The sequence below is a fragment of the Pseudomonas viridiflava genome (assembly GCF_001642795.1).
GTDB classification, from domain to species: domain Bacteria; phylum Pseudomonadota; class Gammaproteobacteria; order Pseudomonadales; family Pseudomonadaceae; genus Aquipseudomonas; species Aquipseudomonas viridiflava.
Genome location: NZ_LKEH01000045.1, coordinates 36,048 through 61,031, shown reverse-complemented (window position 1 = coordinate 61,031; position 24,984 = coordinate 36,048). Strand labels below are relative to the sequence as shown.

Genomic DNA, 24,984 nt, shown 5'->3' with positions numbered 1-24,984 from the left:
ATCGCAGACGAAGCGTTAGTTCAGCCCCGAAACGATTTTTTTCACGTTTTTTTTACAAATGGAAGCTTCTCACATTACTGGAAGTTTTCCATAGGTTGCGTAGGACTTTTCTGAATTTGTCAGGATCGTCACTGGACCAATACAACGTCTCGCGAGCAGGCCCACTGGCGAGCAGACCGTTTGCGTCCAGAAGACGTTCGAGCTGACGCGCCACCGCAGCGCCGGTATCGATCAGGGCGACCGACTCGGGGAGCATTTGCTGCAGCAGTGGTTTGAGGAAGGGGTAATGCGTGCAGCCCAGAATGACAGTGTCGCAACGCTCGGCCAGCAAAGGCTCGACGTAGCGACCCAGCAACTGACGAATCTGTGGGCTTTGCAGATCACCGGTTTCAATCAGTTCGACCAGCCCCGGGCAGGGCTGAGTCACCACACGAACATCACTGGCGAACCTGTCGAGCAAGGCGGCGAAGCGGGCGCTCTGCAGCGTTCCCGTCGTCGCCAGTACGCCTACAACGCCGCTGCGGGTCGCCTCGGCCGCCGGTTTGACCGCAGGCTCCATGCCCACGATGGGCCAATCCGGGTAAAGCTGACGGATATGGGCAACGCCTGCCGCCGTGGCCGTATTACACGCAACGACCAGCGCTTTGGCACCCTGCTCGCGAAAGAAGCCGGCGATGGTCAGGCAGCGCTCGACGATGTACTCGGGGCTTTTTTCGCCATACGGAATGTGGCCGCAATCGGCCAGGTACATCAGCGATTCGTGGGGCAGCCTCTGACGAATCTCGCCCAGCACTGACAAGCCTCCGACACCGGAGTCGAACACCCCTACCGGAGCGTCGCTGCCATAGCTCATGTGAACGTCAAGCATGCTCGCCCTGCCCGTTTGCCGTACCACAGACGCTGCAACCGGGATCACGCTTGACCTTCAATTCTCGAAAACGGGTGGTCAAGGCATCGATCAACAACAGGCGACCCACCATCGGCTCGCCAAAACCTGCGAGCAGCTTCAACGCTTCAAGGGCCTGCAGACTGCCCACCAGCCCGACCAGCGGACCGATCACACCTGCTTCGCTACACGTCAGTTCGGCCTCGCTGCCATGCCCGTACAGGCAGTGGTAGCAGGGACTCTCGCTGCGCCGCGGATCGAACACCGACAGCTGACCTTCGAGCCGAATGGCCGCGCCGCTGACCAGCGGCTTGCCAGCCATCACGCACGCAGCATTGACTGCCTCGCGGGTCGAGAAGTTATCGGAGCAGTCCAGAACCAGATCCACGGCCTGTACCGCAGCGCGCAATGAATCGACGTCCAGCGCTTCACGATGGGCGACCAGCCGGACTTCCGGGTTGATGGCGGCCAGACGGGCGACGGCCGAATCCACCTTGGCCATGCCGACACTCTGGGTGTCATGAATGATCTGGCGTTGCAGATTGGTCAGGTCGACACTGTCGAAGTCTGCCAGGTGCAGCTCGCCGACTCCGGCAGCCGCCAGGTACAAGGCGACCGGCGAGCCCAGCCCGCCAAGGCCTACTATCAGCGCGCGGCTCTTGCCTAGGCGCAACTGTCCTTCGATATCGACGTGTTGCAGCAGGATCTGCCGGCTATAGCGCAGCAGCTCCTGATCACTCAGCACGGCACGCATCCGAAGGTAATACGCTCATGTTCACCCAGATCACGGCGGGTCTGAATGCGCTCGAAGCCATGACGGATCAGCAACTCGCGCACTGCAGGACCCTGGTCATAGCCATGTTCCAGCAACAACCAGCCGCCCGGAGTCAGGTGAGCGGGCGCCTCGCTGATGATGGTGCGCAGATCGTCCAGACCATCGGGGCCTGAGGTGAGCGCACTGCCTGGTTCGAAACGCACATCGCCCATCGAGAGATGCGGATCGGTTTCGGCGATGTACGGCGGGTTGCTGATGATCAGATCGAACTGCCGACCTTCCAGCGCACTGAACCAGTGGCTGTTCAGAACTTCGGCGTTGTCCAGTTGCAGACGCTGGCGATTGCGCTCGGCTAGTTCCACGGCTTCAGGCACACGATCAACAGCCGTGATTTTCCATTGCCGACGGTCATTGGCCAGCGCAAGACCGATGGCTCCGGTGCCCGTTCCCAGGTCCAGAACCTGGGTTGGCGCGAAAGCAGGCACCAACTCCAGTGCGGCCTCGACCAGCATTTCAGTCTCGGGTCGCGGAATCAGGGTGTGCGGCGCGACTTCGAGGTCGAGCTTCCAGAAGCCTTGCTGACCCAGAATATAGGCGACAGGCTCACCGGTACGGCGACGTTGCAGGTAACCCGCGAACGCCAGCGCCGCTTCAGTGCTGACAATGCGCTCGGGCCAGGTGTGCAGGAAGCTGCGGGGCTTGCCCAGGGCAGCGGCCAGCAGCAACTCGGCGTCGAGCCGGGCGGTCGGGGAATCGGGAAGCTCAGCGCTTCTTAACAAGCTGGCGATGATGGTCATTTACTCACCCAGTGCCGCAAGTTGATCAGCCTGATATTCAGCGAGTAGCGGTTCTATCACTGCATCGACTCCACCGGCCATGACTTCATCCAGCGAATACAGGGTCAGGTTCACGCGGTGATCCGTTACTCGCCCCTGAGGGAAATTGTACGTGCGAATACGCTCCGAACGATCACCGGAGCCCACCAGCAGCTTGCGCTCGCTGGCAATCGCATTGGCCGCGGCGCTGGTCTGCTGGTCATTGAGTTTGGCAGATAACCAGGACATCGCACGCGCTCTGTTCTTGTGCTGCGACCGCTCTTCCTGGCACTCCACGACGATACCTGACGGCAAGTGGGTGATGCGGATCGCCGAGTCGGTCTTGTTGACGTGCTGACCACCGGCACCGGAGGAGCGGTAGGTGTCGACACGCAGGTCCGCCGGGTTGATCTCGATCGCCTGCTGCTCATCAGGCTCCGGCAATACAGCCACCGTGCAGGCCGACGTATGAATGCGGCCCTGGGATTCGGTTTCGGGTACACGCTGCACCCGATGCGCACCGGACTCGAACTTCAGCTTGCCGTAGACGTTCTCGCCTTCGACGCGGGCAATGACTTCCTTGTAGCCGCCATGTTCGCCTTCGTTCTCGGACAATACTTCCACGCGCCAGCCACGTCGTTCGGCATAACGCGAATACATGCGAAACAGGTCGCCGGAAAAAATTGCCGCTTCGTCGCCGCCGGTACCGGCGCGTATTTCCAGAAACACGTTACGGCCGTCGTTAGGGTCTTTGGGCAGCAACAGGCGCTGCAACTCAGCTTCCAGTTCGACCAACTGCAGTTTGGTCTCTCGAACTTCCTCGACCGCCATTTCACGCATGTCCGGGTCACTGTCCTTGAGCAGTGCCTGAGCGCCTTCGAGATCGGCCACCAGCTTGATGCGCTGATTGTAGAGCGCGATAACAGGCTCTACCTCGGCGTATTCACGGGAATAGGCGCGAAATTTGGTCTGATCGCTGATGACTTCTGCATCGCCCAGCAACGCAGTCAGTTCCTCGAAGCGGTCGCTGAGCACATCCAGCTTGTTGAGCAGTGAAGCTTTCATTGCGGGGTTTTATCCGTCGAGCCCTCACCGAGGGCAAAAAGTTCCTGAGCCATGGCCAGCGCATCGACGCGGCCTTCGGCAGACAGCTTCTTGAGCTGAACGCTCGGAGCGTGCAGCAATTTGTTGGTCAGACCGCGCGCCAGCTGCACCAGTACGTCTTCCGCGTTACTGCCATTGGCGAGCATGCGCTGGGCCTTGCTCAGCTCTTCGTCCCGCAGCCGCTCGCTCTGCTGGCGATAGGCGCGCAGCACATCGACTGCCGCCAACTCACGCAGGCGGGACATGAAGTCCTCGGCACCGGCACTGACCAGCTGTTCAGCGGCCAGCGCTGCGCCCTGACGACTCTTGAGATTCTCGGCGACGACTTCATGCAGGTCATCGACGCTGTACAGATAAACGTCATCCAGTTCGCCGACTTCCGGCTCGATATCGCGGGGTACGGCAATATCGACCATGAAGATCGGCTTGTGCTTGCGCAGTTTCAGCGCACTTTCAACAGCGCCCTTGCCCAGGATCGGCAGCTGACTGGCCGTCGAGCTGATGACAATGTCGCTGTTGACCAGCTCGGCCGGAATATCCGACAGCAACACCGCATGGGCACCGAACTCGGCGGCCAGAATACTCGCGCGCTCCAGCGTGCGGTTGGCGACCACGATGCGTTTGACGCCAAGGTCGTGCAAATGCCGGGCGACCAGTGTGATGGTCTCGCCCGCGCCGATCAGCAACGCCTGACTGCGCTGCAGATCGCTGAAAATCTGTTTGGCCAGACTGACGGCGGCAAACGCTACCGATACCGGGTTCTCGCCAATGGCGGTGTCCGTGCGCACCTGTTTGGCAGCGCTGAACGTGGCCTGGAACAGTCGGCCGAGCAACGGACCGACGGTACCCGCCTCGCGGGCGACAGCGTACGCCGATTTCATCTGGCCGAGAATCTGCGGCTCGCCCAATACCAGAGAATCGAGACCCGACGCCACGCGCATCATGTGCCGCACGGCCTCGTCGTCTTCGTGGACATAGGCGCTGGCGCGCAGCTCATCCAGGCTCAGATGATGATAATCGGCGAGCCAGGCCAGGATCTGATCAGCCACCAGCTCGTCGTGCTCGATGTACAGCTCACTGCGATTGCAGGTCGAAAGGATCGCCGCTTCACGGCTATGCGTCAGGCGACACAGCTGCTGCAGGGCCTCAACCAACTGTTCGGGCGTAAATGCCACGCGCTCGCGAACGTCGACCGAGGCGGTCTTATGGTTGATACCAAGTGCAAGGAAGGCCATTCAGGGTCGCTGGTTGTGACGTGAAGCCGGCAATTGTCCTACTTCAATAAGCTCAGAACAACCACCGCATATTATTGTCCCACTAGAATCGCTCGTCGCAGGCCGCCCGTGCAGGCCTGCAGCACCGCTAAAATAAGCATTGCAGTACTTTTTCCGACGGCTGTGGGTTTGCCAACAGCCTTGTGTCATGATGATCCAAACCGCAGGTAAGCCGCCCTTCTTATATATGAATAGATTCTCCGCGTTGTTCCTTGCCCTGGCCTTTCTAGGCGGCTGTCAGTCCATGACCCCCGTTGCGTCGCAGCCCGATACTGCGCAGAAAGACACCCCGCCCGCGCCTGAAACCAAGCCGCAGGTTTATGGTTCGTTCACTCAGGAGACCCTTGTCAGCCTGCTGAGCGCGGAGCTGGCTGGCCAACGCAACCGCTTCGACATCGCGCTGGACAACTACGTGACCCAGGCGATCAAGACTCAGGATCCGGGCGTTTCCGAACGTGCCTATCGCATCGCCGAATACATGGGTGCCGACCAGTCGGCCCTGGAAACCGCGCTGATCTGGGCCAGAAACGACCCGAAGAACCTTGAGGCGCAACGGGCCGCCGCGATTCAACTGGCGCGCTCCGGCCGCTACGACGATTCCATGGCTTATATGGAAAAGGTGCTGCAGGGTCAGGGCGACACGCATTTCGACTTCCTGGCACTGTCCGCTGCCGAAACCGATTCCGATACGCGCAATGGTCTGCTCAAGAGCTTTGACCGATTGCTGGGCAAATACCCGAATAACGGTCAACTGATCTTCGGCAAGGCCTTGTTGCTCCAGCAGAACGGCGACTCCGAACAATCGCTCAAGCTGCTGGAAGACAATCCACCCAAGGAAGGCGAAGTAGCGCCGATCCTGCTGCGCACCCGCCTGCTGCAAAGCATGGGCCGCGGCAAGGAAGCACTGCCGATCCTTGAAAAAAGCATCAAGAAATACCCCGAAGACAAACGTCTGCGCCTGACCTATGCCCGCATGCTGGTGGAACAGAACCGCATGAATGATGCAAAGGTGCAGTTCTCCAGCCTTTTGCAGCAGTATCCGGAAGACGACGACCTGCGCTTTTCGCTGGCACTGGTCTGCCTGGAAGCCAAGGCCTGGGATGAAGCGGCTGGTTATCTGGAAGAACTCATCGCTCGCGGTGCCCACGTTGATTCGGCTCACCTGAATCTGGGCCGCATTCACGAAGAACGCGATGACCCGCAAAGCGCGCTGGATGAATACGCCCAGGTCGGTCCCGGCACTGATTTCCTGACGGCACAACTGCGTCAGAGCGACATCCTGATCAGCAATGGCAACGCCGCAGAAGCCTCCAAGCGTCTGGCCGAGGCTCGCGACACCCAGCCGGAATACGCCATACAGCTTTATCTGATTGAAGCCGAAACCCTGACCAGCAACGATCACGCGGACCGCGGCTGGCAGGTTCTTACTCAGGCGCTCAAGCAATACCCGGACGACATAAACCTGCTCTACACCCGGGCGATGCTCGCCGAAAAGCGCAATGATCTGGCGCAGATGGAAAAGGATCTGCGCTCGATCATCAAGCGCGAGCCTGAAAACGCCATGGCCCTGAACGCATTGGGCTATACGCTTTCCGACCGCACCACGCGCTATGCCGAGGCCCGAGCACTGATCGAAAAGGCTCACTCGATAAACCCCGATGACCCGGCCGTTCTCGACAGCCTTGGCTGGGTCAATTATAGAATGGGCAATCTGGACGAGGCCGAACGCCTGCTGCGCAAGGCCCTCGAACGCTTCCCCGACCACGAAGTTGCCGCTCACCTGGGTGAAGTGCTCTGGGCCAAAGGCCAACAGAGCGAAGCCCGAAAAGTCTGGGCCAAGGCCCTGGAACAGCAACCCGACAGCCCTATTCTGCGCAGCACCCTGCGGCGCTTGACCGGATCAGAGACCCTTTGACGTTATGTTTTTGCGCCACGTAGTTGTATTCAGCCTCATCGCCCTGCTCGCCGGCTGTGCCGGCCTCACTTCCCGCGAATCGGTTCAGGGCAAGGGCGATCCCGCGCAATGGCGCGAACACAAACAGCAACTGAGCAGCCTCGACGGCTGGCAGATCAACGGCAAGGTCGGTATTCGCGCGCCGAAAGACTCCGGCAGCGGCACGCTGTTCTGGCTGCAGCGTCAGGACTATTACGACATCCGTCTCTCCGGCCCATTGGGTCGTGGTGCTGCGCGCCTGACCGGCAGACCCGGCGCAGTCGCACTCGAAGTGGCCAACCAGGGTCGCTACGAAGCCAAGACCCCTGAAGAGCTTCTACAGGACCAGCTCGGCTGGAGACTTCCGGTTTCTCACCTTGTGTGGTGGGTACGCGGCCTTCCCGCACCGGACAGCAAAAGCCAGGTCACCCTTGACGGCGACAGTCGTCTGGCGACCCTTGATCAGGACGGCTGGCAGGTCGAGTACCTGAGTTACGTCGAACAGAACGGCTACTGGCTGCCCGAGCGCGTGAAACTGCACGGCCAGGACCTCGACGTCACGCTGGTCATCAAGGACTGGCAGCCTCGCAAACTGGGGCAGTGAACATGAACACGCCACAACTGGTTCTGCCCGCCCCGGCAAAACTGAACCTGATGCTGCACATTCTGGGACGCCGCCCTGACGGCTATCATGAGTTGCAGACGATCTTTCAGTTTCTCGATCACGGCGACGAACTGGGCTTCGCCATTCGCGAAGACGGTGAGATTTGCCTGCAGATCGATGTGCCGGGCGTTCCACACGACAGCAATCTGATCGTAAAGGCGGCCCGGGCGCTTCAGAAACAGTCGGGCTGCAAGCTCGGCATGGATATCTGGCTGGAAAAACGCCTGCCCATGGGCGGCGGCATTGGTGGCGGCAGCTCTGACGCCGCGACCACCCTGCTGGGTCTTAACCATTTGTGGAATCTTGGCTGGGATGAAGATCGTCTCGCCGCGCTGGGCCTTACGCTCGGTGCCGATGTACCGGTTTTCGTCCGTGGCCACGCGGCGTTTGCAGAAGGCGTCGGAGAAATTCTGACCCCCGTAAACCCCGAAGAACCTTGGTATTTGGTGCTTGTTCCGCAAGTCGCTGTAAGTACAGCAGAAATTTTTTCAGATCCGTTGTTGACACGCGACTCGCCGCCCATTAAAGTGCGCCCCGTTCCCAAGGGAAACAGTCGAAATGACTGTAAAGCGGTTGTAGAGAGGCGTTACCCAGAAGTACGTAACGCTTTGAATTTGTTAGGTAATTTTACCGAAGCAAAATTAACCGGAACTGGAAGTTGTGTGTTTGGGGCCTTCCCAAACAAAGCTGAAGCTGATAAAGTCTCGGCCCTTCTTACAGAGACCCTTACAGGGTTTGTCGCGAAAGGAAGTAACATTTCGATGTTGCATCGCAAGCTTCAAAATCTGTAGCAGGAATTGAGTGCAAGGCACTCGATTGATTCAATACAGGGGCGTCGCCAAGCGGTAAGGCAGCAGGTTTTGATCCTGCCATGCGTTGGTTCGAATCCAGCCGCCCCTGCCATTTTCCATACTCATCCAGGTTACCCTCAGCCTCTAGGTACTGCGCGTGTCCAAGATGATGGTCTTTACGGGGAATGCTAACCCCGATCTCGCTCGGCGTGTAGTACGTCAGCTGCATATCCCACTGGGTGATGTTTCTGTTGGTAAGTTCTCCGACGGCGAAATCAGCACTGAGATTAATGAAAACGTCCGCGGTAAAGACGTCTTCATCATTCAGCCGACCTGCGCTCCGACAAATGACAACCTGATGGAACTCGTCGTGATGGCTGATGCCTTCCGCCGCTCCTCAGCGTCCCGAATCACTGCTGTGATTCCCTACTTTGGTTATGCCCGTCAGGACCGCCGTCCGCGTTCCGCACGTGTGGCTATCAGCGCGAAAGTCGTCGCCGATATGCTGACCGTGGTGGGTATCGATCGTGTTCTCACGGTTGATCTTCATGCTGACCAGATCCAGGGCTTCTTCGATATTCCGGTAGATAATATCTACGGCTCCCCCGTTCTGGTGGATGACATCGAAGACCAGCGCTTTGAAAACCTGATGATCGTTTCCCCGGATATCGGCGGCGTCGTGCGTGCACGAGCAGTGGCCAAATCCCTGGGCGTGGATCTCGGGATCATTGACAAACGCCGTGAGAAAGCCAATCACTCCGAAGTGATGCATATCATCGGTGATGTCGAAGGGCGTACCTGTATTCTGGTCGATGACATGGTCGACACCGCCGGCACCCTGTGCCACGCGGCCAAGGCCCTGAAAGAGCATGGCGCTGCCAAGGTCTTTGCCTACTGCACACATCCTGTGCTGTCGGGTCGGGCGATCGAAAACATTGAAAATTCCGTGCTGGACGAACTGGTGGTGACGAACACCATCCCGTTGTCCGCTGCAGCACAAGCCTGTAGCCGTATCCGCCAACTGGATATTGCACCGGTAGTCGCCGAAGCGGTTCGCCGCATCAGCAACGAAGAATCGATCAGCGCGATGTTCCGCTAAGGGTTCTCCCTAAGCCTGCATTTCGTCGACGAAAAGCGCCCCGCCCTGGCATTCGGTCAGGGCGGGGCTTTTTTGCCCATATCGCTCTGGCGCTGGTCGCAAACGCCATTGTGAATGTGGTTATTTTGGAGAAACAACATGAACGATTTTACTCTGAATGCTGAACAGCGTTCCGACCTGGGGAAAGGTGCGAGCCGCCGCCTGCGTCGTCTCGCTAGCCTGGTTCCAGCTGTTGTCTACGGTGGTGACAAAGCCCCTGAGTCCATCAGCATGCTGGCCAAGGAAGTTGCAAAACTGCTCGAAAACGAAGCTGCTTTCAGCCACGTTATCGAACTGAACGTTGCTGGTAAGAAGCAAAACGTTCTGATCAAGGCCCTGCAGCGTCACCCGGCCAAAGGCCACGTGATGCACGCTGACTTCGTGCGCGTTATCGCTGGTCAGAAACTGACCGCTATCGTGCCGATCCACTTCATCAACGAAGAAGCTCCGGTCAAGAAAGGCGGCGAGATCTCGCACACTACCACTGAACTGGAAGTGACCTGCCTGCCGAAAGACCTGCCTGAGTTCATCGAAGTTGACCTGGGCGCGCTGGAAGTGGGTGACAACGTTCACCTGTCCGAACTGAAAGCCCCTAAAGGCGTTGAGTTCGTCGCTTTGGCACACGGTACCGACCTGGCAATCGCCAACGTCCACGCACCGCGTATCGTCAAAGACGAAGACGAAGGCGAAGCAGAAGAAGGCGCTGCAGAGTAATTTCATTACTGTGCAGAGTCGGAGTTGCTCAGGAAACATCGCGAGCGATAGCAGGCAAAGCGGGCGGAATCGCGGAGTTTACATCATGGTAAATGAGCACTTTTCGTCCACGTTGCCGCTGTCGTCAGCGGCTTGACCACAACTCCAAAGGAAGGGCCCCTGTCGTGACCGCCATACAACTGATCGTTGGCCTGGGAAATCCAGGCGCTGAATACGAACAGACCCGGCATAACGCAGGGGCTCTTTTCGTTGAGCGTATAGCTGCGGCGCAACGAGTCAATCTCGTTCCCGAGCGCAAATTCTTTGGCCTGACCGGACGCTTCTCGCATCAGGGTCAGGATGTTCGTCTGTTGATCCCCACCACGTACATGAACCGCAGCGGCCAGGCCGTGGCGGCACTCGCCGGTTTCTATCGCATTCCGGTCGACTCGATTCTGGTGGCGCACGACGAACTCGATCTGCCTCCGGGCGTTGCCAAACTCAAAGTGGGCGGCGGCCATGGCGGTCATAACGGACTGCGCGACATCATCGCGCAGCTCGGCAATCAGAACACTTTTCATCGCTTGCGGCTTGGCATCGGCCACCCGGGCGATGCCAGCAAGGTGTCGGGCTTTGTTCTGGGTCGAGCGCCGCGCGCCGAACAGGAAAAGCTGGACGCCAGTATCGACTTTGCCCTCGGCGTGCTGCCGGATATCTTCGCCGGTGAATGGAACCGGGCGATGAAAAACCTGCACAGCCAGAAGGCCTGACATCACTCGAGGGGAAACACCATGGGATTCAATTGCGGCATCGTCGGCCTGCCTAACGTCGGCAAGTCCACCCTGTTCAACGCCCTGACCAAATCCGGTATTGCGGCCGAGAACTTCCCCTTCTGCACCATCGAGCCGAACAGCGGCATCGTGCCGATGCCGGATCCACGCCTTGCCGCGCTGGCCGCGATCGTGAACCCGAAGCGCATCCTGCCGACCACCATGGAATTCGTCGACATCGCGGGCCTCGTTGCCGGCGCCTCGAAAGGTGAAGGCCTGGGCAACAAGTTTCTGGCCAACATTCGCGAAACCGACGCCATCGCTCACGTGGTGCGCTGCTTCGAAGACGAGAACGTGATTCACGTCTCCAACAGTGTCGACCCCAAGCGTGATATCGAGATCATCGACCTCGAACTGATCTTCGCCGACCTCGACAGCTGTGAAAAGCAACTGCAGAAAGTCACCCGCAACGCCAAGGGCGGCGACAAGGACGCAGTGGTCCAGAAGGGCCTGCTCGAGCAATTGATCAGCCACTTCACCGAAGGCAAGCCGGCACGCAGCCTGATGAAGTCCATGAGCAATGACGAGAAAGCCGTCATTCGTGGCTTCCACCTGCTGACCACCAAGCCGGTCATGTACATCGCCAACGTCGCGGAAGACGGTTTCGAGAACAACCCGCTGCTGGACGTTGTTCGCGCCATCGCCGAAGAAGAAGGCGCAATGCTGGTGCCGGTCTGCAACAAGATCGAAGCGGAAATCGCCGAGCTGGATGACGGCGAAGAGAAAGACATGTTCCTCGAAGCCCTGGGCCTTGAAGAACCCGGCCTGAACCGCGTGATTCGCGCAGGCTACGAAATGCTCCACCTGCAGACCTACTTCACCGCCGGTGTAGAAGAAGTCCGCGCCTGGACCGTCCGCGTCGGTGCAACCGCACCTCAGGCCGCAGGCGTCATCCACACCGATTTCGAAAAAGGCTTCATTCGCGCCGAATGCGTCGCCTACGACGACTTCATCCAGTACAAGGGTGAAGGCGGCGCAAAGGAAGCGGGCAAATGGCGCCTGGAAGGCAAGGACTACATCGTCAAGGACGGTGACGTGCTGCACTTCCGTTTCAACGTGTAACCAAACAGGGTCATTCGAAGACTCTGCTCCCTCATTCGAGTGATTACTGCAAAGCCCCTTAACCGGGGCTTTTGCATTTCTGCTGCCCCTGAATTATTTGATGGGGATCACATATCTTTCTATGTAAAATGCGCACTTTCATGTTGCCATCACTGCGTCTGGGTGAACATTTTTTCAGACTGGCACTCAATGGTTGCGACATAATCCAGATCAACTCCACGGACCGGGCAAAGCCTTGTCTCGAACCAAGGTGAATATTCTCTTGAAGATCTTAGTAACAGGTGGCGCTGGTTTCATTGGCTCGGCAGTTATCCGCCATATCATTTCCAATACAAATGATTCGGTCATCAACGTCGACAAGCTGACCTATGCGGGCAACCTCGAGTCGCTTCAATCGGTTGAAGACAGCGAGCGCTATGCGTTTGCGCACGTGGACATCTGTGACCGTGAAGCGATCGACAAGGTGTTCCAGGAACATCAGCCAGACGCAATCATGCACCTGGCCGCCGAATCTCATGTAGACCGCTCCATCACCGGCCCGTCCGAGTTCATCCAGACCAACATCATCGGCACTTACACGCTGCTTGAAGCGGCACGTGCCTACTGGAACCAGCTGGACGAAGCACGCAAGAGCAACTTCCGTTTCCACCACATTTCGACTGACGAAGTGTATGGCGACCTAGAAGGCCCGGAAGATCTGTTCACCGAAACGACACCGTATCAGCCAAGCTCGCCCTACTCGGCCAGCAAGGCCAGCTCCGACCACCTGGTTCGTGCCTGGAGCAGAACCTATGGTTTGCCTACCCTGGTCACCAACTGCTCGAACAACTACGGCCCGTGCCACTTCCCGGAGAAGCTGATCCCGCTGATCATTCTCAACGCGCTGGAAGGCAAGCCGCTGCCGATCTACGGCAAAGGCGATCAGGTTCGTGACTGGCTGTACGTCGAAGATCACGCTCGCGCACTGTACAAGGTCGTGACCGAAGGCGAGATCGGCGAGACCTACAACATTGGCGGCCACAACGAAAAGCAAAACATCGAAGTCGTCCACACGGTCTGTGCCCTCCTCGACCAACTGCGTCCGGATTCGGCTCATCTGCCACACGCAAGCCTGATCACTTACGTTCAGGACCGTCCTGGCCACGATCTGCGCTACGCTATCGACGCCAGCAAGATCCAGCGTGAGCTGGGCTGGGTTCCGGAAGAGAGCTTCGAATCCGGCATCCGCAAGACGGTGGAGTGGTACCTCAACAATCCGGAGTGGGTTGCTCACGTGAAAAGCGGCAGCTACCAGCAATGGATCGACAAGAACTACACAGCTCGTGCCGATAAATAAATGAAAATTCTTCTGCTGGGTAAAAACGGTCAAGTGGGCTGGGAGCTGCAACGCTCCCTCGCCGTGCTGGGCGAAGTCATTGCTCTGGACCGTCAGGTGGCCTCGACGGCCTATGGCGAGATTTCCGGTGACCTGTCAAACCTCGACGAGCTGCGCAAGACGATTCGTCAGGTTCAGCCGCAAGTGATCGTCAATGCTGCCGCCTACACGGCCGTGGACAAGGCTGAAACCGAGCAGGCACTGGCCCGCACGGTCAATGCGCTGGCCAGTCAGGTCCTGGCAGAAGAAGCGCTCCAGCTGGATGCATTGCTGGTCCACTATTCGACCGACTATGTCTTCAACGGAACCGGCAGCCAGGCGTGGAAAGAGACCGATGCAGTCTCGCCGGTCAATTACTACGGCGCGACCAAGCTCGAAGGCGAACAACTGATCGTTGCATCGGGCTGCAAGCACCTGATCTTCCGCACCAGCTGGGTCTATGCCGCACGAGGCAACAACTTCGCCAAAACGATGTTGCGCCTCGCCAAAGACCGCCCGAGCCTGAACGTGATCGCCGACCAGATCGGCGCCCCTACAGGCGCGGAGCTTCTGGCCGATATAGCCACAGCTGCACTGCAGCAGGCGCTGACACGCCCGGAACTGTGCGGAATTTACCATCTTGCGCCCGCTGGCGAAGTTTCCTGGCACGCCTACGCCCAATTCGTCATCGACTTTGCTCGAGCGAACGGGGAACCGCTGGCTGTGGAAACGATCAATCCAATCGCCACAACCGAATATCCGACACCTGCGCAACGCCCACTGAATTCGCGTCTGAATACAGAAAAGTTGCGTCACAACTTTTCTCTGCATTTGCCGGACTGGCAAAGCGGCGTAACCCGCATGCTCATGGAATCTCTGAATAAATGACAACGACTAATCGTAAAGGCATCATCCTGGCCGGCGGCTCAGGGACTCGTCTGCATCCCCTGACACTCGGCGTGTCCAAGCAAATGCTGCCGATCTACGACAAGCCGATGATTTTCTACCCGCTGTCGGTGCTGATGCTGGCCGGCATGCGTGAAATCCTGATCATCTCGACACCTGAAGACCTGCCCTCCTTCCGCAAACTTCTGGGCGACGGCAGCCAGTACGGCATTCAGCTCACTTATGCAGAGCAACCGACTCCGGATGGCCTGGCTCAGGCTTTCATCATCGGTGAAGAGTTCATCGGCAAAGACCCTTGCTGCCTGATTCTGGGCGACAACATTTTCTACGGTCAGCACTTCTCGGAAAACCTGCGCTCGGCCAGTCAGCAAACCAGCGGCGCAACCGTCTTCGGTTATCACGTGTCCGATCCTGAGCGCTTTGGTGTTGTCGAGTTCGACGAAACCGGCCGTGCCCTGAGCATCGAAGAAAAACCGTCGGCACCCAAATCGAGCTACGCAGTAACCGGCCTGTATTTCTACGACAACCAGGTTGTCGAGATTGCCAAGAACATCAAGCCTTCCGAGCGCGGCGAGCTGGAAATCACTGACGTGAACCGCGCCTACCTCGAACAGAAAAGCCTGACCGTGGAAATCCTGGGTCGCGGCTTTGCCTGGCTGGATACCGGCACTCACGAGTCGCTGCTGGAAGCGAGCCATTTCGTACACACCATCGAACAGCGCCAAGGCTGGAAAGTGGCCTGCCTCGAAGAAATCGCGTACACCAATGGCTGGATCACCCCAGAACAACTCGGCGCGCAAGCGCAGAAGCTGAAGAAAACCGGTTACGGTCAGTACCTGCAAAAACTGCTGGATCTGGGATCCTTCTGATTTCCGGGGCCTCTTTACACTTCATACCGCAAGGCGATGGACAGCATGTCTTCTGTTTTTCCCAGAGTTGCCGTGCTGCTGGCCGCCTACAACGGTATGGAGTGGATCGAGGAGCAACTTGATTCCATTCTGAATCAGATCAATGTCAGCGTTGCCGTCTTCATCAGTGTCGACCCGTCCACGGACGGCACTGAATCTTTCTGTTCGGCTTATGCAGGACAACATTCAAACATCACACTGCTCCCCGGCATTGGCCGATTCGGTGGTGCGTCACGCAATTTCTTTCGATTGATCAGAGATGTAGATTTCTCATCGTTTGATTACGTTGCTTTTTCCGACCAGGACGACCTTTGGCACTCGGACAAACTGCACAGGGCGACGTCCGTTCTAGCGCTCGGTATTTTCGAAGGTTATTCCAGCAACGTGATTGCTTTCTGGCCAGATGGAAGAAAGATGCTTCTGGACAAGGCTCAGCCTCAGGTTCGCTGGGACTACCTGTTCGAAGCGGCAGGGCCGGGATGCACTTATGTCATCAGTCGCCCACTGGCGGATGCGTTCAAAGCGTCACTGATAGAGAATTGGGAGCTGTGTCAACGCGTGAGTCTGCACGATTGGTACTGCTATGCCTATGCCAGACACCATGGTTTCAGGTGGTTTATTGATTCGACATCAAGCATGCATTATCGGCAGCACGCAGCCAACCAGGTGGGTGCCAACACCGGAATCAGTGCCTTCACAGGCCGACTCAAGAAGATCACTGGCGGGTGGTGGCCAGAACAGGTCTTATTGATTAACCGTCTGATCGGTGACACTCCTCCACTGGCGCTAAATGAAAAGTCCGACTTCCTCAGACTTATCTTCATGGCAGGCCATTGTCGCAGGCGCAGGAGGGACAAGTTGCTATTCATTATTGCGTGCCTTGCAGCAGCAGCGAGCAAAAAAGAACCCGCTTAACCATCAGGCAGCGCACAGGCATTGAGTGCCAGCAGCGACATTTTATTCACACCCGTTTAGAGCAGACCGCCAGGATCAAACTCAAATTACCATGGGGAGTCTGCCTATAAAAACCTGCTTTTCTAAACGTGGAAATGCGTCGAAAAAAGCCTTCCCTGCGGCCATTATCGAATTGTTCCAATAATGTTCGACTCTCATCAGTCAGCAGTTGCGCCATATCTTTCAGAATCGAAATATTAGCGTCGTTCCATTCTGCAAATCGCCCGGAAAGCATTCTGCGCAGACGAACCAATCTATCGCGGGCACTTGCATTGGCGCCTATCAGGTTGCCGCTGTGCTGACGATAGTAAAGTGTCGGAACCGCATCAAAAAAAACATTACCACCACAACCTGTTACCAGCAGATAAGTCAACCAGTCATGAGCAATTAGAGTTGGCTTATGTGGCAGGCGCATGAGCAAATCACGTGCTGACTGATTGATCAGCATCGTATTCGCACCCGCTAGACTTTGAACCAGCGCATTCCTGAACGAAGGGGGCTTGCGGAACAGCGGGGAAACACCGATCACGTTGAGTTCAGCATCGACTAGCCTGGTTCTGGAGCAATAAAGTGCCGGGATATCTTCGCTGACAGGTTCAAGGCGAACTACACTTCTTTCCAGTTTGTCACTGAACCAGACGTCGTCCTGATCACTGAAGGCGAAGTAATCAGCGTCTAATTCGGGCCGCTGAACAAGAGAGATGAAGTTTTCGGCAAAGCCTTTGCAAGGACCATTGAAAATGACCATGCGATCCTTGCCCCAACGCGCCTGATACTCAGCCAGGATGCCGTGGGTTTCATCCGTTGACGCATCGTCAGAGACGTACAACACCCAATTGGGGAAGGTTTGCGCGCTGAAGGAGTCGAGCTGCTCACTCAGGTAGGCGGCACCGTTGTAGGTGCACATAAGGATAGCGACGCGCGGAAGGCAATCTGAGGCATCATCAGTTCCGGATGAGCCTTGATCTCGCAGAAGGCCAGTGGCGTGCGCCCCGTGCTTTTGGATGAGCTGCGTTCTCAAGAAACCGTCACCTGCAAAAGCTACGTATTTTACGCGCTGTATCGACTTCCGTCAGTCACCAAATGAATGGATGAGCGCCCACCCACCCAACTTTTATGATTCCAGGCAATAAAACCAAGGAAAACGGCCCAAAAAAGGCCATCTTTTGAGTGAAGCACTAAAGTCGCCCTCACCCCAACCGAAACCGCGCCGTATTCCCACTCAACGCCTGGCTCCCCTGGCTCAGCGTATCCGCCGCCCTGTTTACCGCTCGAGCGCCTTCAAGCAAGCGGCCCGCGGCCTGATCGACCTGTTGGATATTGCTGCTGACTTCGTCTGCCGTGGACGCCTGCTCCTCGACCGCTGTGGATATCTGCACCAGCGTGTCAGTCACGCCCTGCACTGCCGTGGCGATCTCGCCCAGTCGCTCGCCGAGGCCTGTGACCGAACGCGCGTCATTGACTGCCTGCCCGCAAGCGGCCTCCATCAGGTTGACCGCTTGGGTCACGGTCGCACGCAGGCTGTCTACCGTCCCGGCAATCTGTGCGGTTGAGGCCTGAGTGCGTTGCGACAGGCTGCGCACTTCGTCAGCGACGACTGCGAAGCCACGGCCCTGCTCGCCCGCACGTGCTGCCTCGATCGCTGCGTTGAGCGCCAGCAGGTTGGTTTGCTCGGCGATGCCTCGGATGGCGTCTACCACGGACTGAATCTGCTGGCCCTGCTCGCTGACGCGACCAAGCGCGGCGGCTGTGTCGGTCAGGCGCTGGTTGAGCTGTTGAATGCTGTCGGTTGTACGCTGGCTGTCCTGGCTGCTTTGTTCGGCTATCTGGCGAGTGTGTCGCGCGCTGGCAGAGGCCTGTTCGCAGCTTCTGGCCACGCCTTGGGAAGTGGCTGCCAGTTCGGTTGCAGCGGCAGCGATCTGACTGATCTGCTGTTGCTGGTCTTCAACCTCGGTGAGCGTTCCGCTGGACTGGGCATTGAGCGTCAGCACCGCATCACCGACGCGCACGGTTTCCTGATTGACGCCCAGCAGGCTGGTGCGCAACTGAACGACTGCGACGTTCAGCGCGCGGCTGATGGCTGCAAGCTCGTCGCGTCCCTGAACCGGAACCTCCACGCAGAGATTGCCGTCCCGCAGCGACTCGGCCAGGGTGGTGATACCGCTGGCACTGCTTCGAATCGAAGCCTGCAGGCAGGCGAACAGGTACATCGCCAGCAACATCAGAACGCCGAACACCACCACCAGCGGGATGAACTCCATGTTGGACACGTCGTGGTAGTAGTCGAGTCGATCATAGAGCGCCTTGAGCGAATGATTACGGAAGTCACCCACGCTTTTCGTCAGCGTATCGATGCTGCGCTCGAACTCCTGCGGCTTGAGTTTGATGGTCCCGCCAAACACGCCTTCATCCAGTATTTTCAGCTCGGTGTTCAATACCTGCGTGACCTGCGAATACTGATCAGCCCAAGGCTGCATCTGCGCGGGCAGCTTGGACATCAGCAAGGCGCCCGCCTTGTGCATCTGGTCCTTCGCGTCGTCGATGCGGCTGCGCAAGTCGCGCATCTGCAAACGGCTCTGCAGGCTGAACTGGCCCGAGGCGACCGAGGTCTGGCCTATGCTGGACATGCGCCCGATGCGCTCGATGAGGTCGGGCACCTGCTGCGTGGACAGCTGCATCAGCATATAGGTCTCGAGCCATGGGTCGAGAATCAGCCCGCTGTCCATGGCGATCTGCTCGCGTAGCGCCTGGACGTTGCTGAGGGCAGTGGTAAAGCGATCATAGCCATCCGGCCACCAGCCGACGGTCCGCAACGAAGCGGTGTCCATGCCTGCCACGGAGGCCTGAAGCGTCTTGTAGCGGTTCATCGTGTCGGCGGGCGCACTTTCAGCGTTCAGGGCCGCGCCGAGATTTTCGAGCGCCTTGGCGATGCGCGGATTGCCGGCATCGACGTTGGCCATGGCAGCCTTGGCTTCCGGGGTCGGTTCCTTGAGGATATCCGCCGCTTTCCAGCGCGCAGCGTGGTCACGCTGGGCTGCCAGCTCGACGTTCAGGTCATCGAGGGCCAGCAACTGCCGAACGCCCGACTGCTCCCCCGAAATGACTGCGAGCTTGTTCCGGTAATCGGTCGCGATCACCCACCCACTGCCTACCAGCGGCAACATGAACAGCAAAAACAAGAGCTGAAACTTGCGAGCAAACCCGAAATGCCCCATCAGGCGCATACCCGGCGACAGAATACTGTTCATGTCCAGCGACTCCCCGTGAACACCTCACGCTTTCAAAAAAAGCAGAGCGGTGTCTTTTTCGAAAAAACGATAGCAGCAAAATGCCATGCTATTGATTCAATGGCGATACACATCGCTTCACATTGGTACGAAAAGCGCGGATGCCTATTCTTTTTTGTGGCGAAAAGCCGCGTAATTGGCGTTTCATCCCTCCTTCAAGCAAGAACCGGACCGAGTCCACGGCGCCCAAGGGTGCCTATATCCACAAATTATTCATTCTGAAAAAGCGCCTGAAAAAGTAAACTTCGCCCCAAACAGCCGAAGGCTCGGCCCACCCAATCGCCTATCCAGGGAGGCCTCACCATGACCGCTCCTTTCTCTTCGCCACGCGTCGTCGCGCAGCCGTCCAGGCCCCAGTTGAGCAAAGAGCAGAAGAAATTCAATGCGCTGATGGAGAAGCTCGAAACCAAGCGTACGTTGCTTCAGCAGTGGCTTGAAGTCTGGACCACTTCCGAGCAGATCTGGAACGCCGAGCTGCTTCCGCTGTTCATCCAGCAGGAAGAAAATGACTTGGATCGACTGCGCCTGCTTGACCAGGCGCATGATCAGTTCCGTTTGAGCAAGAAAGACCGCGCCACACTGCAAGAGATCATCTTCGAACTCATCACAGGACTCATGGCTCAAGGGCGTGAGGAGGAATTGAAACAGCTGTACTTCAAGTACACCGGTAACGATTACGACGATGATGAACGCGAGGCCGCCGAGATGTTGCGCGCGTCACTGGAGGAAAAACTGGGAGTGGATCTGGGGGACGATGTTGATCTGAATTCGCCAGAAGACGTCATCCACCTTTTCGGTGAACACTTCAAAGCTCAGGACGAAGCCGCACAAGTCAATCAGGAACCCAGAAAGCCGTCCGCCAGCGACATCCGTCGCGAACAGGAACAGGCGGAGAGCAGCCAGTCGGTGCGCGAAATCTATCGCAAGCTGGCCAGCGCGCTGCATCCGGATCGCGAACAGGATGCCACCGAGCGAGACCGCAAGACGGCACTCATGCAAAGAGTCAACGACGCCTACGCCCGTAACGATCTGCTCGCGCTGCTTCAGATGCAAATGGAAATCGAGCAGATCGATCAGGAACACATCGACAACATCTCCGAGAAGCGCCTCAAGCAATTCAACCTGATACTGCGCGACCAGTTGACCGAACTCGAGGATGAGATTCACGACCGCAAGATGATGATCAGAGAACGATTCCTGATGGAACCCGATACGGACATCCGACCCAAGACCGTGATTGCCAAGTGCACAAAGCGTGTTGACGTCGTCCGTGATCACGTCGGGCATCTGCGTGATGAGCTGACCCTGCTCACCGAGCCGAAAAGCCTGAAGGCCTGGCTGAAGCTCCAACGGGACCTGGCGTTGGACTACGACGACTTTGACGAATTCATGGACTTGAACGAGCCCGATCCATTCCGGGATCTGTACCGCTGAGACCCCCGAAAAAAGGGCTCCAGTAGAAAGCCGCCACCTAACCGGTTGATCGTACGCAATTATTTTTCACACAGACGCTTGACACATATCCGTTCTGCGCGAATAATGCGCGCCACTTGGCTACATAGCTCAGTTGGTTAGAGCATAGCATTCATAATGCTGGGGTCCGGGGTTCAAGTCCCTGTGTAGCCACCAAGTACCGATCCATAGATGTCCACAGCAGTCTATGAATCACCCCAAGAAGCCCGCCCAGTGCGGGCTTTCTTGTGTCTGGCTGTCCACCCCTGTCTACGCCTATCCTTCCCTGCCGTGTATGCCCACGTGTATGCTTCAATATTAATTGAACTGAGGCATACATGGATGAAACGCGCAGACATTAAACGCCGCCCTCTCGCAGACACCACCCTTGCAGGCCTAGAGCCCGAGGCTGGAGCGTATAGAGAGCTCGATAGCTCTGGTCTCTACTTTAGGGTCAAGCCAAATGGCCAAAAATCATGGGAGCTGCGCTACAAAAAACCTGACGGCAAATGGTCGTGGCTTGGACTAGGGGGATACCCCGAAGTCAGCGGTGCCCTCGCACGCCAGAAGGCGAGCGAGCTCCGAGCAGATGCATCCGAAGGGAAGAACCCCATCGTCTCAAAAAAAGCCCGCAAGGCTGCTGATGTTGAAGCTGCGAACGACACCTTCGAGGCTATGGCACGAGAGTGGCACGCATCCAGAATGAGTAGCTGGGATGCAGGAACAGCGAAAAGAGTCATGGGCGCATTGGAGCGCCACGTTTTTCCATCTTTCGGTAAGCGACCTTTTATCTCGATCATGTCGATGGAATGGATGGACCTGCTGAGAGGGCTTGAGAAGCAGGGAATTCTTGAGCAGATGAGCCGGGTAAGGGCTTATTGCAAAGACGTCTATGACCTGGCTCGCGTAACAGGCAGGGCCGTGAACAATCCACTGGAAGGGGTTCACAAATTCCTCTCTTCTGGCAAAGCTGAAAATTATGCACACGTTCCACCTGATGAGCTTCCCGCCTTGCTCAGGGCAATAAGCTCATATCCTCATGCAAAGGACGTTCAGCTTGGCCTACAGCTTCTGACATTGCTTGCCGTGCGGCCTAGCGAGCTTCGAGAGGCTACGTGGTCCGAGTTCGACTTAGCCAAAAAAATATGGACAGTTCCCATTGAGCGAAAAGGTCGCAAAAAGGGACGTGAGCATCTGGTCCCGCTGAGTCGTCAGGCAATCGACGTGCTCAAGCAACTTTACGTAATCACCGGGTTATACACTCTTCTATTTCCAGGCCGAAGCGACCGTACCAAACCCCGAAGCGATACTGTCTTCCTGATGGCCTTAAGACGTCTCGGATACGAAGGCCGACAGACAGGACACGGCTTCCGACATATCGCAAGCACGATCCTCAATGAGCACGGATTTCCCGCAGATCATGTGGAGTCTCAACTGAGCCACAAAGCGCCTGGCGTACGAGGCGTTTACAACAAAGCTCAATACCTAGAGCAACGGGCTGTAATGATGCAGTGGTACGCCGACCATCTTGATGGACTCGCAACAGGCAACGTGGTGCAAGGACATTTTGGAAAAGCCGTATGACTCACCAATCCCACACCCCCCTCAAAACCGGTGTAACTCGTGTTTCAGGTGTAACGATAGATCATAACCATTTGAATTCATTGTATTTATTTCGAGTTACACTTATCGCATCAGAGTTACGCCCGGTGTGTAACGTGGCTGAATCGTGTAACACGACCGGGGACCCGTTGCCGCTGGTGGCCTGCCGCCTCCTGAGCCGTACAGAGCGCGTTGCTCGCTGGCTAATCTGCGCAAATAAAGGGCGTGGGATATGGACGTAGTTTCAGGTCTCATGGTGTTAGACCATGTTCAAAAACTCGATGCCCTGCCAAAACCAACGGCGAGTCTGATCAGCTATCTATCCGCTCAGCCACTGTACAGTCTCTGCGATGAGCAAATTATCGATGCCTGCAACTTGATCGATAAATGCTGCTTACGAATCCAAACAGGTGATTTCGATAGCGACCTGGACACCTTGTGTATCCGCACAACCAAGCATGAAGAACAAATTTTCCAGTACGCTTCGACTGATGCGTCCTCCCGTGTAGCCCACTGGGTTCGTCATTTCACTGGGTGCGATTCCGCCACAGATAACCAAGCTCACGCAGCCTATGTAATGGCCTGCGCTGCGAAGGCACTTGAGGCTCTAAGTGAATGGATGCGCTCAGCCGAGCAAGATGCCTTCCCTCCGGCATTCAAGGTGCCGGACTGGCCTTGGGATTTCTACTGCGAGTACGTGTCATCGCAAGCGAGCACAGATGACCGGATCAACGCCCTTGATCTGTATACGCTATTCCTTGAGCCGATCACGAACCTGGCGAGCTTACGCAACGACGAATTGACTCCTTTGGTAGCTGCGGCCATCAAGGCGGCGGTTCGACGAAAAGGCGGAATACTCAGCGGGAAAGATCGGAAAATCGAAATGCGTGAGCGTGACAGAGCTATCGTCAACTATGCGCTGGGATTGCTGAAAAATGGCATGTCGCGTCGCTATGTCACGACAACTGTGCATCGCTGGTTTGAGAGAGAAGTTACCAAGCCGGAAAGTGAGCGTCCTGAATGGGCCACTCTCGAAATGTCGAAACCGCTGACACGTAAGAGGATTGAAGAGATTCTCAAGCAACACAACCTGCTGTAGCCAGAATTTCAAATGGAAGTGAACTGCCCGCTAAACCCCCTCGCCTAGATCATTGCTCTCGTCAGTCCAAATCTATCGAGAGCTGTCTCTATGCGTACCTCTGTAACCGAGTTCCCTCGCGAAACACCTGCCAACGCTCCCCTGTTGTTCGACGCTGCCTCAACTTTGATTCGCATGCGCGAAGTTGAGGGAATCGTGGGCATGAAGCGTTCAACCATTTACAAGCTCATGCAGCAGCCCGCCTCCTGCTTTCCACAGCCCGTCAAGCTCAGCAACAGCACAGCAAGGGGCGCGCCTGTCGCCTGGGTGCTTTCCGAAGTTCAAGCCTGGGCACGCAGCCGCATCGCTGCTCGCGATCAGGTGGCCGCATGAACAATCGCATCTCAAAAGGTGACGGACCTTTCATCGATTCCTACAGCATTGGGTTTCAGCTCTACAGACCGGACGAGCTCAACTGGAAGAGTCGCACCATTGCGGGCGTCAGTTGGAATGGCCTGGAACAGGAAGCGATCTTTTTCAATGCAGACGGCCTGGCTCTTCCTCTCAGACCCAACCCTTGGAACGTGCCTGAGTGGATTCGCAAGCATGCGATCCGCCGCGAGTTCGCCAGCGTGCATGGGACTGGCCATTTCGCGATGAAGGAAGGTCGCCGTAAGGCATTGCGAACGGTCGGCCTCAATGACTGGGTGACTTACTGGCTGGTCGACCAGTCTGGCGGCTTCGCCAATGAGTCGAAGTTTTGGCAGGACTACGTGGCCACCGATCTCGCCACCGAACAGGGCAACAGCGAAAAGCTACACAGTGAAATGCGTCTGCAAGACGACCGGGCGACTTACATCGAGCAGAGCATTGCCGAGCGTCGTGACTACCTGACGGTCATGCACCGCCGCCGATGTAACGAAGATCGAAAAATTCTCGCCTGGCTGAAAGGCGAAGTCCCCGCCCCGCTATTTGACACCGAAACGAAGGCGGCTTGAGCCCTCCCCGTCCCGATCTGCTGGCCCCGATCTGGAACCAGAACGCCGGGCTATCACGTCACAGATTCGGCGCACGCACAAACGAAAACGCCTCCGGGGGCAACCGGAGGCGTTGAGGTAAATCTACATGCACGTCAAATGTATTTCGCATCGAGCGCGAGTGCAAGTCGCTCAAACAGTTGCACATCCCAAAACCGGACGTTATTCTCTGGCCGTCGCTGCAAAATCAGCGACCGGGTTTGACGGCCCGATGAACAATAGGCGCACAGGCGCCCCCATTACGATTGCAGGCGCTTTTTTTGTGCCAGCTTTCCTGTTTTATGGCGGCTGTGTGTGGGAGACCTTCGGGTCTGCCGGGTTCCTATTGTCCCGGTCCGTCAACCTACACACAGCTGCCACCCTAATTCGTTTGACGGCGAACCGTGGCAGCTCCTCAACAATAGGAGTTTTGCCAGATGCCCAGTCTCAATCCGTTCAAAA

The 24,984-nt window shown here is 57.1% G+C and carries 23 protein-coding genes and 2 tRNA genes; 18 read left to right on the top strand and 7 right to left on the bottom strand.

Annotation, left to right across the window (positions count from 1 at the left end):
- Positions 1–52: 52 nt before the first annotated feature.
- Genes murI through hemA form a run of 5 tightly spaced genes read right to left on the bottom strand, consistent with a single transcriptional unit; the run spans position 53 to position 4,815 of the window.
- Entirely contained in the window at positions 53–868 is an 816-nt protein-coding gene (murI, locus tag AO065_RS22335) for a glutamate racemase (protein WP_004879793.1), read from the bottom strand.
- The gene (locus AO065_RS22330; protein ID WP_162234364.1) at positions 861–1,631 is read right to left on the bottom strand and encodes a molybdopterin-synthase adenylyltransferase MoeB; all 771 of its coding nucleotides are present in this window, start codon (positions 1,629–1,631) and stop codon (positions 861–863) included. Before AO065_RS22330 ends, murI begins: the two co-directional genes overlap by 8 nt.
- Complete coding sequence (gene prmC, locus AO065_RS22325) at positions 1,625–2,458, bottom strand: peptide chain release factor N(5)-glutamine methyltransferase (protein WP_004879797.1); 834 nt, start codon at positions 2,456–2,458, stop codon at positions 1,625–1,627. Before prmC ends, AO065_RS22330 begins: the two co-directional genes overlap by 7 nt.
- Positions 2,459–3,541: a peptide chain release factor 1 gene (gene prfA, locus AO065_RS22320; RefSeq protein WP_004879800.1), complete on the bottom strand. Its 1,083-nt coding sequence runs from the start codon at positions 3,539–3,541 to the stop codon at positions 2,459–2,461.
- The gene (gene hemA / locus AO065_RS22315) at positions 3,538–4,815 is read right to left on the bottom strand and encodes a glutamyl-tRNA reductase (protein WP_004879802.1); all 1,278 of its coding nucleotides are present in this window, start codon (positions 4,813–4,815) and stop codon (positions 3,538–3,540) included. The genes prfA and hemA overlap by 4 nt, the downstream gene beginning before the upstream one ends.
- A gap of 226 nt (positions 4,816–5,041) precedes the next feature.
- Between hemA and AO065_RS22310 the strand changes: the two genes are divergently transcribed.
- The 12 genes from AO065_RS22310 to AO065_RS22255 all read left to right on the top strand — a co-directional run bounded on the left by AO065_RS22310 (position 5,042) and on the right by AO065_RS22255 (position 16,048).
- Positions 5,042–6,769, top strand: coding sequence for a tetratricopeptide repeat protein (locus AO065_RS22310; RefSeq protein ID WP_004879803.1), 1,728 nt, complete (start codon positions 5,042–5,044; stop codon positions 6,767–6,769).
- Between the two features lie 4 nt (positions 6,770–6,773).
- The gene (gene lolB, locus AO065_RS22305; RefSeq protein ID WP_004879806.1) at positions 6,774–7,391 is read left to right on the top strand and encodes a lipoprotein insertase outer membrane protein LolB; all 618 of its coding nucleotides are present in this window, start codon (positions 6,774–6,776) and stop codon (positions 7,389–7,391) included.
- A 2-nt stretch (positions 7,392–7,393) separates the two neighbouring features.
- Positions 7,394–8,242 carry a 4-(cytidine 5'-diphospho)-2-C-methyl-D-erythritol kinase gene (ispE, locus tag AO065_RS22300; protein WP_004879807.1) on the top strand — a complete coding sequence of 283 codons (849 nt, stop codon included), beginning with the start codon at positions 7,394–7,396 and terminating at the stop codon, positions 8,240–8,242.
- 37 nt (positions 8,243–8,279) lie between these two features.
- Positions 8,280–8,354 (top strand) — tRNA-Gln (locus AO065_RS22295).
- A 45-nt stretch (positions 8,355–8,399) separates the two neighbouring features.
- Positions 8,400–9,341, top strand: a complete 942-nt coding sequence (locus AO065_RS22290) for a ribose-phosphate pyrophosphokinase (RefSeq protein ID WP_002552145.1) — start codon at positions 8,400–8,402, stop codon at positions 9,339–9,341.
- Between the two features lie 138 nt (positions 9,342–9,479).
- The gene (locus tag AO065_RS22285; RefSeq protein WP_004879810.1) at positions 9,480–10,094 is read left to right on the top strand and encodes a 50S ribosomal protein L25/general stress protein Ctc; all 615 of its coding nucleotides are present in this window, start codon (positions 9,480–9,482) and stop codon (positions 10,092–10,094) included.
- Positions 10,095–10,258: 164 nt separating this feature from the next.
- Positions 10,259–10,843: an aminoacyl-tRNA hydrolase gene (gene pth, locus AO065_RS22280; protein WP_004879811.1), complete on the top strand. Its 585-nt coding sequence runs from the start codon at positions 10,259–10,261 to the stop codon at positions 10,841–10,843.
- 21 nt (positions 10,844–10,864) lie between these two features.
- Entirely contained in the window at positions 10,865–11,965 is a 1,101-nt protein-coding gene (ychF, locus tag AO065_RS22275) for a redox-regulated ATPase YchF (RefSeq protein WP_004879814.1), read from the top strand.
- 262 nt (positions 11,966–12,227) lie between these two features.
- Entirely contained in the window at positions 12,228–13,301 is a 1,074-nt protein-coding gene (rfbB, locus tag AO065_RS22270) for a dTDP-glucose 4,6-dehydratase (RefSeq protein ID WP_004879815.1), read from the top strand.
- Positions 13,302–14,207: a dTDP-4-dehydrorhamnose reductase gene (gene rfbD / locus AO065_RS22265; protein ID WP_004879817.1), complete on the top strand. Its 906-nt coding sequence runs from the start codon at positions 13,302–13,304 to the stop codon at positions 14,205–14,207. It abuts the gene before it with no gap.
- Positions 14,204–15,094, top strand: a complete 891-nt coding sequence (gene rfbA / locus AO065_RS22260; RefSeq protein ID WP_004879820.1) for a glucose-1-phosphate thymidylyltransferase RfbA — start codon at positions 14,204–14,206, stop codon at positions 15,092–15,094. Before rfbD ends, rfbA begins: the two co-directional genes overlap by 4 nt.
- Positions 15,095–15,139: 45 nt before the next feature.
- Positions 15,140–16,048: a glycosyltransferase gene (locus AO065_RS22255; RefSeq protein ID WP_004879823.1), complete on the top strand. Its 909-nt coding sequence runs from the start codon at positions 15,140–15,142 to the stop codon at positions 16,046–16,048.
- A 46-nt stretch (positions 16,049–16,094) separates the two neighbouring features.
- Here the strand turns inward: AO065_RS22255 and AO065_RS22250 are convergent, their stop codons facing one another.
- Positions 16,095–17,108: a glycosyltransferase family 2 protein gene (locus tag AO065_RS22250; RefSeq protein ID WP_004879824.1), complete on the bottom strand. Its 1,014-nt coding sequence runs from the start codon at positions 17,106–17,108 to the stop codon at positions 16,095–16,097.
- A 169-nt stretch (positions 17,109–17,277) separates the two neighbouring features.
- The gene (locus tag AO065_RS27965) at positions 17,278–18,297 is read right to left on the bottom strand and encodes a methyl-accepting chemotaxis protein (protein ID WP_407072026.1); all 1,020 of its coding nucleotides are present in this window, start codon (positions 18,295–18,297) and stop codon (positions 17,278–17,280) included.
- A gap of 1,380 nt (positions 18,298–19,677) precedes the next feature.
- Here AO065_RS27965 and AO065_RS22240 point away from each other — a divergent pair.
- The 6 genes from AO065_RS22240 to AO065_RS22215 all read left to right on the top strand — a co-directional run bounded on the left by AO065_RS22240 (position 19,678) and on the right by AO065_RS22215 (position 24,504).
- Positions 19,678–20,808 (top strand): J domain-containing protein, encoded by a 1,131-nt coding sequence (locus tag AO065_RS22240; protein ID WP_004879827.1) that lies wholly within the window; start codon positions 19,678–19,680, stop codon positions 20,806–20,808.
- Between the two features lie 118 nt (positions 20,809–20,926).
- Positions 20,927–21,003, top strand: a tRNA-Met gene (locus tag AO065_RS22235).
- Between the two features lie 165 nt (positions 21,004–21,168).
- On the top strand, positions 21,169–22,410 hold the full coding sequence (locus AO065_RS22230; RefSeq protein ID WP_004879830.1) for a tyrosine-type recombinase/integrase: 1,242 nt from the start codon (positions 21,169–21,171) through the stop codon (positions 22,408–22,410).
- Positions 22,411–22,681: 271 nt separating this feature from the next.
- Positions 22,682–23,527, top strand: a complete 846-nt coding sequence (locus AO065_RS22225; RefSeq protein WP_032650435.1) for a hypothetical protein — start codon at positions 22,682–22,684, stop codon at positions 23,525–23,527.
- Between the two features lie 90 nt (positions 23,528–23,617).
- Positions 23,618–23,899 carry a helix-turn-helix transcriptional regulator gene (locus tag AO065_RS22220; protein WP_004879834.1) on the top strand — a complete coding sequence of 94 codons (282 nt, stop codon included), beginning with the start codon at positions 23,618–23,620 and terminating at the stop codon, positions 23,897–23,899.
- Positions 23,896–24,504 carry a hypothetical protein gene (locus AO065_RS22215; protein ID WP_004879835.1) on the top strand — a complete coding sequence of 203 codons (609 nt, stop codon included), beginning with the start codon at positions 23,896–23,898 and terminating at the stop codon, positions 24,502–24,504. Before AO065_RS22220 ends, AO065_RS22215 begins: the two co-directional genes overlap by 4 nt.
- Positions 24,505–24,984: the final 480 nt, after the last annotated feature.

What these genes read in the sequence shown, in the direction of transcription:
- murI (WP_004879793.1), bottom strand. Translation starts at nt 868, where the DNA reads ATGCTTGACGTTCACATGAGCTATGGCAGCGACGCTCCGGTAGGGGTG.
- prmC (WP_004879797.1), bottom strand. Translation starts at nt 2,458, where the DNA reads ATGACCATCATCGCCAGCTTGTTAAGAAGCGCTGAGCTTCCCGATTCC.
- prfA (WP_004879800.1), bottom strand. Translation starts at nt 3,541, where the DNA reads ATGAAAGCTTCACTGCTCAACAAGCTGGATGTGCTCAGCGACCGCTTC.
- hemA (WP_004879802.1), bottom strand. Translation starts at nt 4,815, where the DNA reads ATGGCCTTCCTTGCACTTGGTATCAACCATAAGACCGCCTCGGTCGAC.
- AO065_RS22310 (WP_004879803.1), top strand. Translation starts at nt 5,042, where the DNA reads ATGAATAGATTCTCCGCGTTGTTCCTTGCCCTGGCCTTTCTAGGCGGC.
- lolB (WP_004879806.1), top strand. Translation starts at nt 6,774, where the DNA reads ATGTTTTTGCGCCACGTAGTTGTATTCAGCCTCATCGCCCTGCTCGCC.
- ispE (WP_004879807.1), top strand. Translation starts at nt 7,394, where the DNA reads ATGAACACGCCACAACTGGTTCTGCCCGCCCCGGCAAAACTGAACCTG.
- AO065_RS22285 (WP_004879810.1), top strand. Translation starts at nt 9,480, where the DNA reads ATGAACGATTTTACTCTGAATGCTGAACAGCGTTCCGACCTGGGGAAA.
- ychF (WP_004879814.1), top strand. Translation starts at nt 10,865, where the DNA reads ATGGGATTCAATTGCGGCATCGTCGGCCTGCCTAACGTCGGCAAGTCC.
- rfbD (WP_004879817.1), top strand. Translation starts at nt 13,302, where the DNA reads ATGAAAATTCTTCTGCTGGGTAAAAACGGTCAAGTGGGCTGGGAGCTG.
- rfbA (WP_004879820.1), top strand. Translation starts at nt 14,204, where the DNA reads ATGACAACGACTAATCGTAAAGGCATCATCCTGGCCGGCGGCTCAGGG.
- AO065_RS22255 (WP_004879823.1), top strand. Translation starts at nt 15,140, where the DNA reads ATGTCTTCTGTTTTTCCCAGAGTTGCCGTGCTGCTGGCCGCCTACAAC.
- AO065_RS27965 (WP_407072026.1), bottom strand. Translation starts at nt 18,297, where the DNA reads ATGTACCTGTTCGCCTGCCTGCAGGCTTCGATTCGAAGCAGTGCCAGC.
- AO065_RS22240 (WP_004879827.1), top strand. Translation starts at nt 19,678, where the DNA reads ATGACCGCTCCTTTCTCTTCGCCACGCGTCGTCGCGCAGCCGTCCAGG.
- AO065_RS22230 (WP_004879830.1), top strand. Translation starts at nt 21,169, where the DNA reads ATGAAACGCGCAGACATTAAACGCCGCCCTCTCGCAGACACCACCCTT.
- AO065_RS22225 (WP_032650435.1), top strand. Translation starts at nt 22,682, where the DNA reads ATGGTGTTAGACCATGTTCAAAAACTCGATGCCCTGCCAAAACCAACG.
- AO065_RS22220 (WP_004879834.1), top strand. Translation starts at nt 23,618, where the DNA reads ATGCGTACCTCTGTAACCGAGTTCCCTCGCGAAACACCTGCCAACGCT.
- AO065_RS22215 (WP_004879835.1), top strand. Translation starts at nt 23,896, where the DNA reads ATGAACAATCGCATCTCAAAAGGTGACGGACCTTTCATCGATTCCTAC.